This window comes from Catenovulum maritimum, assembly GCF_001050375.1.
GTDB classification, from domain to species: domain Bacteria; phylum Pseudomonadota; class Gammaproteobacteria; order Enterobacterales; family Alteromonadaceae; genus Catenovulum; species Catenovulum maritimum.
Genome location: NZ_KQ130495.1, coordinates 1 through 12,108, shown reverse-complemented (window position 1 = coordinate 12,108; position 12,108 = coordinate 1). Strand labels below are relative to the sequence as shown.

The window sequence follows — 12,108 nt, the reverse complement described above, 5'->3', positions numbered from 1 at the left end:
TTGTCAGCTATAATACCGCCTCTTGATTATGTGGATATATCATAAAAATGAATCAAAAAGATAAAAAAAGAGCTGCTGCAGAAGCAGCGATACAATATGTAGAAGAAGATAGCATCATAGGTGTCGGTACTGGTAGCACAACAAACTACTTTATCGATGCACTAGCACCTTTAGCAGACAAAATTAGAGGCGCGGTTTCGAGCTCAGAAGCTTCAACTGAAAGATTAAAAGCATTAGGCATTGAAGTATTCGATCTAAATCAAGTCAGCAGCTACGACATATACGTAGATGGCGCAGATGAAGTTAATCCACAAAAACATATGATTAAAGGCGGCGGCGCGGCATTAACGCGTGAAAAAATAGTCGCTGCGGTTGCGAAACGCTTTATCTGCATTACCGATGATAGCAAGCCTGTTGATGTAATGGGTAAGTTCCCACTGCCTGTAGAGGTAATTCCAATGGCGCGCAGTTACGTTGCTCGTGAAATTGTGAAATTAGGTGGAGATCCGGTTTATCGCCAAGGTGTGGTAACGGACAATGGTAATGTGATCTTAGACGTACATAACATGCAAATCACTGACCCTGTCAGCCTAGAAAACACCTTGAATCAGATCACTGGTGTTGTGACCAATGGACTGTTCGCCAAACGTGGTGCAGATATTGTTTTAGTTGCAGGCAAAGACGGCGTTAAAACAATTAGCTAAAAACGGTTAAAGCTGTGCATAAAAAGAGTGCAGTTTCTTTTTTTAACGATATAATAGCGAAAGTTTTAGACGTCTATACTTCCAAACAGATACGCAAACGGCCAAATACAAATGAGTAAATTTTCATTAGCGAAAGACAAAATTAAATTTTTATTGCTTGAAGGCGTACATCAAAGTGCGATTCAAACATTAAATAATGCTGGATATACAAACATTGAGTACTTAAAAACTTCATTAGCAGAACCAGAGCTAATCGAAAAAATTAAAGATGCTCACTTTGTTGGTATTCGTTCAAGAACTCAATTAACCAGTAAAGTACTAGCTGAAGCTGAAAAACTAATCGGTATTGGTTGTTTCTGTATTGGTACTAACCAAGTTGATCTTGAAGCTGCACAAGAATTAGGTATCCCAGTATTCAATGCACCTTTCTCAAACACACGAAGTGTTGCAGAATTAGTAATAGGTGAAATCTTATTATTATTCCGTCGAATTCCTGAGAAAAATGCAAAAGCTCATTTAGGTGGCTGGGATAAATCAGCGACTGGCTCAATCGAAGCTCGTGGTAAAACACTTGGTATTATTGGTTACGGTCACATAGGTACTCAGTTAGGTATTTTGGCTGAAACTATCGGTATGAACGTTACTTTTTACGATATCGAAGATAAATTGCCACTAGGTAATGCAAACCAAGTTCACGATTTAAATGAATTTTTAGCACAAGCTGATGCTGTTTCATTACATGTACCAGAAACTGACAGCACACAAAATATGTTTGGTGCCGAGCAGTTCGCGGCAATGAAAGATGGCGCTATCTTCATCAACGCTTCTCGCGGTACAGTTGTAGATATTGATGCATTAGCAGAAGCACTTAAAGGTGACTCACCTAAACTAGGTGGTGCTGCGATCGACGTATTCCCTGTTGAGCCTAAGTCTAATGATGAAGAATTTGTTTCTCCATTACGTGGCATAAACAATGTTATCTTAACACCGCATATTGGTGGCTCTACATTAGAAGCACAACAAAATATCGGTATCGAAGTAGCTGGTAAATTTGCTAAGTACAGTGATAATGGTTCTACATTATCTGCGGTTAACTTCCCTGAAGTTTCTTTACCTTCTCATGAAGGTCGCAGTCGTTTATTACACGTACACACAAACCGTCCTGGTATCTTAACTAAGATCAACTTAGCTTTTGCTGAAAAAGGTATTAATATCTCAGCTCAGTTCTTACAAACAACTGATAAAATCGGTTATGTTGTACTGGAAGTTGATTCAGACGACAGCCAAGCAGCATTAGATGAATTGAAACAAATTGAAGGTACAATCCGCGCTCGCGTATTGCTTTAGGCTTCAGTTTGGCTTAATTAAAAAGCTCGCTTCGGCGAGCTTTTTTGATCCTACCAACCAATCTTCATCTCAAGCTGATGTTTAGTATTGACTAAACTGGCACAGCGAATTTTTTACCTGCCTAGTTAACCTAAATTCTGGATAAGAAATTAGCTAATTATCTACGGATTTCTCAGATAACTTTGGTTTCCCTAGTAATGTAACAAAGGCTTTAATTTCAACAGTTAAAGAATAAATCAGCTAAATAAATCCTTGCCCGATAAATTATGAAAAAAGATAACCACTATTTTTGAGTTGAATGCTTTTTACCTTATAGTAAAATCTGTTATCTTATTGTTTTTGCTATACTGACATCACGTTAACAATCAATGGATTTCTTCATATGGCTTTGTTTTGGGTTCCAATAATAACAACAATAGGCAGTTTACTTTCTTCATTTACGACCAAACTCAGTCGTAATGAAACTGCAGCCATTGCCCTCACCGCACCGCTGATTGCTCTTGCTATTTGTCTTTACCATGCACCTGCTGTATATAGTGGTCAGACACTCTATGACCATATCCAATGGTTAGATATTGTTGGAATACACATAAGCTTTAGATTTGACGGCTTATCACTGCTGTTTAGCTTACTCATTCTAGGGATTGGCTGCTTAGTTATTTTTTACGCTAGGTATTATTTAAGCGAAAAAGATTCCCTGCCAAAGCTATATGCCTATCTGTTGCTTTTTATGACCGCCATGCTTGGTATTGTAATGTCCAACAATATGCTCCAACTTTGGTTTTTTTGGGAGCTAACCAGCATAAGTTCTTTTTTATTGATCAGTTATTGGTCAGATAAAGCAGAAGCGCGTAAGGGCGCATTGATGGCGTTAATCATAACAGGCGCTGGGGGCTTAGCTCTGCTTGCTGGCTTATTAATATTGGGGAATATTGTCGGTAGCTATCAGATTGACCAAGTGCTGGCCAGTGGTGAACTTATTAAACAAAGCCAGTGGTATGAAGTGTCATTAGTATTAATCCTGTTAGGCGCTTTTACTAAATCTGCACAGTTCCCATTTCATTTTTGGTTACCTCACGCTATGGCAGCACCGACACCGGTCAGTGCGTATTTACATTCAGCAACTATGGTTAAAGCTGGAATCTTTTTAATGGCGCGCTTTTATCCTGTATTAGCTGGCACAGATATCTGGTTTATCATTGTTAGCTTAACTGGATTAGCGACTCTATTATTAGGCGCTTATGTCGCCTTGTTTAAACATGATTTAAAAGGCTTGCTTGCTTATTCAACCATCAGTCATTTAGGTTTAATTACGCTGCTTTTAGGTTTAGATACCGAATTAGCAACCGTTGCTGCCATTTTTCATATTATTAACCATGCAACCTTTAAAGCCTCACTATTTATGGCTACCGGTATCATAGACCATGAAACCGGTACTCGTGATATGAGGAAATTAAATGGCATGTGGAAATATATGCCATTTACCGCAACCCTTGCTATGGTTTCTGCTGCAGCAATGGCAGGTGTGCCTTTGCTTAATGGATTTTTGTCAAAAGAAATGTTTTTTGCGGAAACTCTGCATTCTCAACTGTTAGGGTCGATGTCGTGGTTAATTCCAGTGTTAGCAACATTGGCGGGGGCTCTCTCGGTCGCCTATTCTGCACGTTTTATTCATGATGTGTTTTTTAACGGTGATCCAATTGATTTACCCAAACAACCACATGAAGCACCTCGCTATATGCGTGTGCCAATTGAAATTTTAGTTGCCATTTGTTTGTTAGTTGGCATGTTTCCAAATTTAGTTGTCGATGGTCTATTAGACGTCGCATCTAGTGCGGTTTTAACAACTAAGACCCCCGTCTTTGAAATTGCTTTGTGGCATGGATTTAACCTCCCGCTACTAATGAGCGCGCTGGCTGTGGTAGGTGGATTAACAATATATGCATTAAGGAAACATCTATTTCAGTTTCAGGCATCTTTACCCACTTTAGAAGGTCGCTCCATATTTGAAAAAAGTTTCGAAAGTATTTTACTATGGTGTCAAATGCGCATTGAGCAATTTGAAAATGGTTCATTGCAAAGGTATATCATAATTCTGATTGCGGTCTTTTTGTTTTTTGCCAGTGCGCCTTTGTTTGATATGCAAAAGCTAGTTGGTGAAAGCCAACTTCGCCCTATTGATATGTTTAACGCTGTTGGTTCTGCTTTACTGATCGCAGGTGCTGTCGCTACAGTAATTTGGCATCGTCAACGTATGGTTTCGTTAATTATGATTTCAATTGTTGGGTTAATGGTTTCAGTTGCATTTACCCGTTTTTCTGCGCCCGATCTCGCATTAACACAACTGAGTGTTGAAGTAGTTACAATTGTCTTGTTGATGTTAGCATTATTCTTTTTGCCACAAAAAACGCCTAAAGAATCAACTTCCATTCGAGTGCTACGCGATGTGTTAATTGCAACAGGTTGCGGTGTAGTTGTCGGTAGCATTTGTTATGCACTCATTACGCGACCGCTAGACTCCATTTCTCAGTTTTTTATTGCCAATGCAAAAACTGGAGGCGGCGGTACCAACGTAGTTAATGTTATTTTAGTAGATTTTAGAGGTTTTGATACGCTCGGCGAAATAACCGTATTAGGCATTGCTGCGCTCGGTATTTACAAGTTACTTAATAATTTGCCTTTGTTTGTCCCATCAACAGATGGTGAAGGACGTAAATGGGCCAAAGAAAAATACCCAATTTTACTTGCAACGATTTCGCAAACTTTATTGCCTTTGGCATTATTAGTTTCGGCTTTTATTTTCATTCGAGGACATAATTTACCTGGCGGTGGATTTATTGCTGGTTTAGTGACGGCTACGGCGATCATTTTGCAATATATTGCACACGGTTCAAACTGGGTAGGTACTCGACTGGTTTTAAACTACCGTAAAACCATTGCTGGCGGTGTTATGATTGCGACGATTTGTGGTTTAGGAAGTTTGTTATTCGAAAAACCATTTTTAACTAGCTGGTTTGATTACTTCGATATACCTTTTGTAGGTAAAACAGAATTAGCCAGTGCCATGATTTTCGACTTAGGTGTATACATAACCGTTGTTGGCGCAACCATGATGATTTTAGCAAGTTTAGGCCAGCAGACTGCCAGTGACGATCCTAAGTCAGAGTCTAAATCAATAGGAGCCAAATAGTGGAGTTGTTGTATTCGGTTTGTGTCGGCGTATTAGTTAGCTGTGGTGTATTCTTAATCCTTAGAGCGCGCAGTTTCCCTATCGTTTTGGGCTTAACTATGTTGTCTTATGCGGTCAATTTGTTCTTATTTTCTTCTGGCCGTTTAACCATAAATAAAGCTGCAATTTTGAGTTCGAATGAGCAATATGCAGATCCTTTGCCGCAGGCTTTGGTGTTAACTGCAATTGTGATAGGTTTTGCGATGACCGCTTTTTCAATTATTTTAGCCATCAGAGCAAGGGCTGATTTAGGTAATGATTATGTTAACCAACAAACTCAAGTGAATAATAAAATAGGAGCGAAAAAATAGTCATGCAGCATTTAGTCGCATTACCCATTTTATTCCCTTTATTGAGTGCATTATTTTTGCTTCTGCCGCCTTGTGGCAAAAGCGTTAAAATAAGACGTGTTGCATCCGTAAGCTTTTTAATCGTATCGCTTGGTATTAATTTATGCTTATTAATACAAATATTAAATGATGGCGTATTAAGTTATGCCGTTGGTAATTGGCAGGCACCTTTTGGAATTGCTTTATATGCTGATTTGTTTGCTGTTTCTTTAACCAGTTTAGCGACCTTTTTAACTTTATGTTGTGTTGTCTTTAGCTGTGCAGGGGATGACACTTCGGGTAGTTTTTATCATCCATTAGTCCACTTTTTGTTGATGGGTGTATGCGGCGCTTTTTTAACTGGTGACTTATTTAATCTATTTGTGTTTTTTGAAGTCTTGTTGATCGCGTCATACTCTTTGTTAGTACACGCTGCAGACAAACATAACACGCGCGCTGCGCTTCAGTATGTCATTCTTAATCTAGTTGGATCCGCAATATTCCTAATTGCACTTGGCACAATGTATGGGGTAATTGGTAGTCTCAATATTCAAGATGTTGGTATTCGTATTAGCCAATTAAAAAGAGATGACATTTACTTGGCAAAAATTGCCGGCTCATTGTTGCTGATTGTGTTTGCCTTGAAAGGTGCTCTTTTACCTTTGCATATGTGGTTACCAAATACATACTCAAATGCCATGCCTGTTGTAGCGGCTCAATTTGCAATTATGACTAAAGTCGGCATTTATTCGATTATCAGAGTGTATAACTCAATGTTTAGTCCAGAAAGTGGTTCGCTTGGCTCTATGGGCCAAGAGACGCTATGGTATGCTGCATTAGCGACCATTATTGTCGGCACTATAGGTGTAATTGCCAGTAAGGACTTACGCAAATTGTGCTCAAATTTAATTGTTGTGTCTGCTGGTACTTTGATTGCACTAGCGAGCATGCAAAATATTCAAGCGACTGCTGCTGCGATTTATTATTTGATTCATTCCACATTGATTTGTGCGACTTTGTTTTTATGTATTGACTTAATAGCCACCCAACGTGGAAAAGTAGCAGATAGAATTACAACAGGCCGCCCCGTTAAACAAGGTTTATTACTCGGCATTGCATTTTTTGTCACCGCATTGGCTGTGGTTGGTATGCCGCCATTGGCTGGATTCGTAGGTAAAGTTTTGATATTAAAAGCCACCTATCAGGGTGAATTTACTTGGTTTTGGCCAATATATTTACTTTCAAGTTTGTTATTGTTAGCTGGTGTGACCAGAGCTGGAGCAATTGTTTTTTGGCAAAATACATCTAATGACATGGCTAAAGTGGATGTGAAACAAGCCAACCGTTGGCAAGTTTTAGCTGTTTATACACTTGTTTGTGTGTCTCCATTGATGGTGATTTTTGCTAAGCCTATTACAGATTTTTGTCTACAGGCTGCTATGCAAATCCACCACGCAGAAGCTTTATCTCAAATAATAAGGGGCCAGTAATGAACCGTTATTTCCCAGCTCCAGCGACGAGCATTTTATTATTGATAGTTTGGTTATTGCTAAATAATAGTGTGTCTTTTGGGCAAATATTACTAGGTAGTTTTTTAGCCTTCGTTATTCCTAAGATCACCCAACCTTTTACAGATGATCACCCAAAGATTAAACGACCATGGCTGGCAATCAAGCAATTACTGCTGGTATTGTTTGATATTATTAGTGCAAATATCCAAGTTGCTATGTTGATAATTGGTCCAAATAAGAAGCTACGCCCAGCTTTTATTAAAGTGCCCTTAGATATGACAGAAGCCCTACCTATTACTTTATTGGCAAGCACAGTCTCACTTACACCAGGTACAGTCAGTGCGGAAGTCTATCCAATTAGTGAAGAGCATGATGACTGGGATAAACAAGAGCAAAAATATTTGTTGATCCACGTGTTGGATTTAAACGACGAAGATAAACTTATTGAGCAAATTAAAAAGCGTTACGAAGCACCACTTAAGGAGATCTTTCAATGTTAGGTAGTGTCATTATTGTAGTATTTGCCATGTTGGGGTTGTCTTTGCTTCTAAATATTTGGAGACTATTTAAAGGGCCATCTGTACCTGACCGAATTCTTGCCCTAGATACCATGTACATTAACTCTATTGCGATTATTGTTCTGTACGGCTTACATAATGGAACCAGTTTGTATTTCGAAGCCGCATTATTAATAGCCATGCTGGGGTTTGTCAGTACAGTTGCACTATGTAAATTTTTATTAAGAGGCGATTTAATCGAATAATCATGATATACGAATGGATAGTGTCAGTTTTATTATTACTAGGTGGTATATTGATTTTAATTGGATCGATTGGTTTAGTTAAAATGCCAGACTTTTTTATGCGTTTACATGGCCCAACTAAAGCGACCACTCTAGGCATGGCATGTTTGTTAATCGCGGCCATGATTTACTTCTCTGCAACCCACGCAAGTTATAGTTTTAAAGAAATCCTCATTTCAATTTTTCTGCTGATAACAGCACCAATTAGTGGTTACGTTTTGATTAAATCAGCTATTCACCATAAATTAGATATGAGAAAGGATACCCAAGGGGTGGATAAAATTGAAAAGGATTAAGCTTCGGTCAATCAGTTCTAACAATTAGTATTGTTATTGCTCTAATCACTCCCATTAGGGTATTTGGGAAAAATAAACGCCCTATTCGTCGGTTTTTACGACGACCACTGTCATCCTTTACTGTACTGGCTAGGATTAAACTATCAATTAACACAGAATAAGCTAAATAATAGGAATAGGATAAACCATAACCTATTGATTTAATTATTTTCTATGAATGCCTGTCTAGATAGTTGCCATCTAGATAATTGCCATCTAGATAGTTGCCGTTTTTTTGATCACATAACTAGAAAGATTAACAAGCAATTAAACTTACTAAAAAATAAACAGCCAGACAATTTTATTAGTCTGGCTGTTTATTATCAATAATATGCTAATTTTTAACTACAAAACTAGCACTATGTTTTTGAACTTCACCGGCAAAGTTAGTCACAGTTGATACTACCTTAATATTTGTTCCGTTCTTTAATAATGAAACATCGTATTGCGCACTTAACGGTAAAGTATTATCGAATGATATTTTTTCGAATTGACCACCATTAACACTCACTTCGGTTGTCATCTCAAATACTGGAACGGCAGCTTTACCTGCGTCTGCAAGGCTGTATTCAAATATGAACTCACCTTTTACATTATCACCATCGTTAAAATTCGTTATTGATAAATTACCTAATTTGGTTGAGCTGACGGCCGAGTTTGCTTTCAATATTCGATAACTCAATGCTGGAACATTAACAGTTACTGACCCATTTTGTGTAGCGATAGCTTCGTTAGAGTGAATATCGTTATAACGAGCGCTGGTAGCTGAAAGTGTTGGGTTTATCGCTTCATTTGATGTATTAAACACCACTAAATATTCTACTGGGTTGTCGATTTCTACGCGAGAAAACGCATATACACCAGGGCCATCTGTTGTAAATGCTCTTGTGTGATGTACTCCTTGTCTAAGAGATTTATGAGCTTTAAAGGTTTTTGCTAAATCTGCAAAGGCAGTATAAAGAGGGTGCTTTGTATCAAAGTTGTTAGCTGCGGTTGATAAATCAGTACCTAATACATCATCTTCGTTATATGTTGCAGTTTTTGAAGGCATCATATCTTGGCGTGAATCCATGTCACCTCCTTTACCAACAAAACCTTGTTCATCGCCATAGTATATTACTGGGATACCACGTGAAAAATACATAAGTGCATGCGCAAGTTTAATTTTATTTAGGCTTTGTTCTTCTGATAATGGAGTCTTTGACTTGGTTAAAAAGTAAGAAAACCGACCCATATCATGATTACCAACGAAGGTTGGATTCATGTCTGCACGGCTATCTCCATCATTATAATAATCGTCATTATCAAATAATGTCTTGGCCTTATCGGTTGCAGATTCATTAACAAATAAATCATAAGTTAAACCCTGGAAACCAAAATCTAAGATAGCAGGCATTTTTCCATCTGTGGTGTAGTGACTTAAAACGTTTACGTCACCACTATATACTTCACCAAAAATATGGAAGTTCGGAATACCTTCTTTTTTAGCGTGTTCAATAATTGCAGGTGAAAAACCAGCCCAAAACTCAGTGTTAACGTGTTTAACTGTATCTACTCTAAATCCATCTGGACGTAATTCTGTGACGATATTTTTAAAAATATCAATCATGCCATCAACAACTTCTGGGTTATCGGTATCAATGTCATCTAAGCCAGAAAAATCACCATATACAGAGCTTTCGCCTTGCCAAGTTGAATCGCCTTGGTTATGGTAGTATTTAGGGTCATTAAGCCATTGAGGCACTTTAATATTGGCCGATTCTTCAGGGATAACCAAAGTGTATTTATCACCAGATTGTACTTGATCCCGTGTTTTATATGGGCAAGGCCCTGCATCTAGTGACCATTTACTGCCATCTTCACCATGACATTCGGCAAACTTGATAACATCTGCTGTGTGATTTGTAATAATGTCGAAATAGATTTTCATGCCACGTTTGTGGGCTGCTTCTATTAAGTTTTTAAGATCTTGGTTGGTGCCTAAATGAGGGTCGATTTCGGTAAAGTCGAGTACCCAGTAGCCATGATAACCGGTTATTTCACCTTGTACTGCTTGATTACGTAGAATTGGGGTCATCCAGATTGCAGTAACACCTAAACCTTCTAAATAATCTAGTTTGTTTTCCAACCCTTTCATATCGCCGCCATGGAAGTGACTTTTAAGTGTTGGATCATAACCTCCGTATGACTCAGGCTTATCAGGATTGCCCATATCATTTGTTTTGTCACCATTTTCGAAACGGTCAGGCATGACAAAATAAAAAACATCGTCTCTAACATCGCGCGTTAGGTAACTAGTGTCATATACATTTGAAGGTGTGTCGGTTGTTTCACTAGAGTTTGTATCGTTACTTGAGCAGGCAGTTAAAGCAAACGCTAAGCTTGCAGCTAACAATGTTTTATTGTTACGCATAATCATTTTTCTCTTTTTCTATTTAGAGTCGATAACAGTCCCTGAGTGGGACGTTAAATATATGTTAATTTAATTATAAACAAAAAAATGGAACCTGACTGTTTTATGCAAACGTATGCAGTGAAAATTCCCTGCTAAATAGTTAATTAAACAGGGGAAATGTTTATTTTGTTAACAGAGGTTCGAGTGAAATGTGTAATCTATAAAAACCTGAATGACAGGCATTGTTAAAAAATATAGAAAAACCTGAATGACAGGCATTGTTAAAAAATATAAATTACAATTACTTACAACTCATGTCTATTTATTTTTAATTGTTGATTTGACAAATCAGCAATCCACTCCAAACTTAACTGTATAAATAACCACACATGACTATAAACACAGTTAACTTATGGCCAAACCCAGAAGCAGTTTAATATCATTATCTGATACCCCTTATTATCATTGCATTGCGCGCTGTGTCAGGCGTAGTTATTTGTGTGGTTATGATAAAACCACTAAAAAGAGTTTTGAACATAGGAAGGTTTGGTTAGTTGAGCGCATTCAAAAGCTCGCCGCTATTTTCACCATAGATGTAGCTGCTTTCGCTGTTATGAGTAATCACTATCACTTAGTTTTAAGAGTCGATACAGATGCTGCGGATACTTTAAACCCTGATGAGGTTCTATCTCGTTGGCATACCTTGTGTCAGCCTAAACCTATTGTGGCCCGTTATTTACAGGCTAAGCAGCAAGGTAATGCTTTAACCGAGTGCGAGCTAATGGTCGTGAATGATTGCGTTCATGATTATCGCCAACGCTTAACGAGTATCTCTTGGTTTATGCGCTTTTTAAATGAGTTTATTGCCAGACAAGCAAATTCAGAAGATAAGTGCAAAGGCCACTTTTGGGAAGGTCGGTTTAAATCTCAAGCTTTATTAGATGATGTCGCTGTTTTAGCCTGTATGGCTTATGTTGATTTAAATCCAATTAGAGCCAAAATGGCAGATACGCCTGAAAGCTCTGATTTCACTTCTATTCAACAAAGATTAGGCATTTCACCAAAAACAGTAGAAACAGATAATCATCAAAATAAAGACGGTTCTCAAAAACATAAAACAGCTACACCTAATGACAATTTAGCTTCTATCGCACCAGCTCAGTTATTACCTTTTGTTAAAGCCAATAATGAGTCAGTACCCAACTTTAAGCGCTGTAATAGCCATATTCCGTTTTCATTAATTGATTATTTAGAACTAGTCGATTGGACTGGTCGACAAATTAGGCAAGATAAACGGGGGTTCATCGCACCAAATACACCTTCAATAATCCAAAGACTCGGATTAACAGATGAAGATTGGTTAGCCTTTTCAACCGGAATAGAAAACCAATTTAGCCATTCAGTTGGCCAAAGGTTTCAGTTACAAACCTATGCCAAAAACCATCAATTAAAACGG

10 protein-coding genes are annotated in these 12,108 nt (G+C 38.0%); 9 read left to right on the top strand and 1 reads right to left on the bottom strand.

The window, feature by feature from the left end; translation table 11 throughout:
• The first annotated feature begins 47 nt into the window (after positions 1-47).
• The 8 genes from rpiA (at position 48) to XM47_RS13110 (ending at position 8,218) form a co-directional block, all read left to right on the top strand.
• Entirely contained in the window at positions 48-704 is a 657-nt protein-coding gene (gene rpiA / locus XM47_RS13145) for a ribose-5-phosphate isomerase RpiA (protein WP_048693352.1), read from the top strand.
• 111 nt (positions 705-815) lie between these two features.
• Complete coding sequence (serA, locus tag XM47_RS13140) at positions 816-2,051, top strand: phosphoglycerate dehydrogenase (protein WP_048693349.1); 1,236 nt, start codon at positions 816-818, stop codon at positions 2,049-2,051.
• A 382-nt stretch (positions 2,052-2,433) separates the two neighbouring features.
• Complete coding sequence (locus XM47_RS13135) at positions 2,434-5,241, top strand: monovalent cation/H+ antiporter subunit A (protein ID WP_048693348.1); 2,808 nt, start codon at positions 2,434-2,436, stop codon at positions 5,239-5,241.
• Entirely contained in the window at positions 5,241-5,591 is a 351-nt protein-coding gene (locus XM47_RS13130; RefSeq protein ID WP_048693345.1) for a Na+/H+ antiporter subunit C, read from the top strand. The genes XM47_RS13135 and XM47_RS13130 overlap by 1 nt, the downstream gene beginning before the upstream one ends.
• A 2-nt stretch (positions 5,592-5,593) precedes the next feature.
• Positions 5,594-7,099 (top strand): monovalent cation/H+ antiporter subunit D, encoded by a 1,506-nt coding sequence (locus tag XM47_RS13125; protein ID WP_048693342.1) that lies wholly within the window; start codon positions 5,594-5,596, stop codon positions 7,097-7,099.
• Entirely contained in the window at positions 7,099-7,620 is a 522-nt protein-coding gene (locus XM47_RS13120) for a Na+/H+ antiporter subunit E (RefSeq protein ID WP_048693338.1), read from the top strand. The genes XM47_RS13125 and XM47_RS13120 overlap by 1 nt, the downstream gene beginning before the upstream one ends.
• Positions 7,614-7,883 (top strand): K+/H+ antiporter subunit F, encoded by a 270-nt coding sequence (locus tag XM47_RS13115; protein WP_048693335.1) that lies wholly within the window; start codon positions 7,614-7,616, stop codon positions 7,881-7,883. The genes XM47_RS13120 and XM47_RS13115 overlap by 7 nt, the downstream gene beginning before the upstream one ends.
• A 2-nt stretch (positions 7,884-7,885) precedes the next feature.
• A complete protein-coding gene (locus tag XM47_RS13110) occupies positions 7,886-8,218 on the top strand; it encodes a Na+/H+ antiporter subunit G (RefSeq protein WP_048693333.1) in 333 nt (110 codons plus the stop codon).
• Between the two features lie 373 nt (positions 8,219-8,591).
• Here the strand turns inward: XM47_RS13110 and XM47_RS13105 are convergent, their stop codons facing one another.
• Entirely contained in the window at positions 8,592-10,670 is a 2,079-nt protein-coding gene (locus tag XM47_RS13105; RefSeq protein ID WP_077066565.1) for an alpha-amylase family glycosyl hydrolase, read from the bottom strand.
• Positions 10,671-11,064: 394 nt separating this feature from the next.
• Here XM47_RS13105 and XM47_RS13100 point away from each other — a divergent pair.
• The coding region (locus XM47_RS13100) for a transposase (RefSeq protein ID WP_078061906.1) at positions 11,065-12,108 on the top strand (1,044 nt) is incomplete at its 3' end.

Coding starts and splice junctions, on each gene's coding strand:
- XM47_RS13110 (WP_048693333.1), top strand. CDS start 7,886: ATGATATACGAATGGATAGTGTCAGTTTTATTATTACTAGGTGGTATA.
- serA (WP_048693349.1), top strand. CDS start 816: ATGAGTAAATTTTCATTAGCGAAAGACAAAATTAAATTTTTATTGCTT.
- XM47_RS13125 (WP_048693342.1), top strand. CDS start 5,594: ATGCAGCATTTAGTCGCATTACCCATTTTATTCCCTTTATTGAGTGCA.
- XM47_RS13120 (WP_048693338.1), top strand. CDS start 7,099: ATGAACCGTTATTTCCCAGCTCCAGCGACGAGCATTTTATTATTGATA.
- XM47_RS13105 (WP_077066565.1), bottom strand. CDS start 10,670: ATGCGTAACAATAAAACATTGTTAGCTGCAAGCTTAGCGTTTGCTTTA.
- XM47_RS13115 (WP_048693335.1), top strand. CDS start 7,614: ATGTTAGGTAGTGTCATTATTGTAGTATTTGCCATGTTGGGGTTGTCT.
- XM47_RS13135 (WP_048693348.1), top strand. CDS start 2,434: ATGGCTTTGTTTTGGGTTCCAATAATAACAACAATAGGCAGTTTACTT.
- rpiA (WP_048693352.1), top strand. CDS start 48: ATGAATCAAAAAGATAAAAAAAGAGCTGCTGCAGAAGCAGCGATACAA.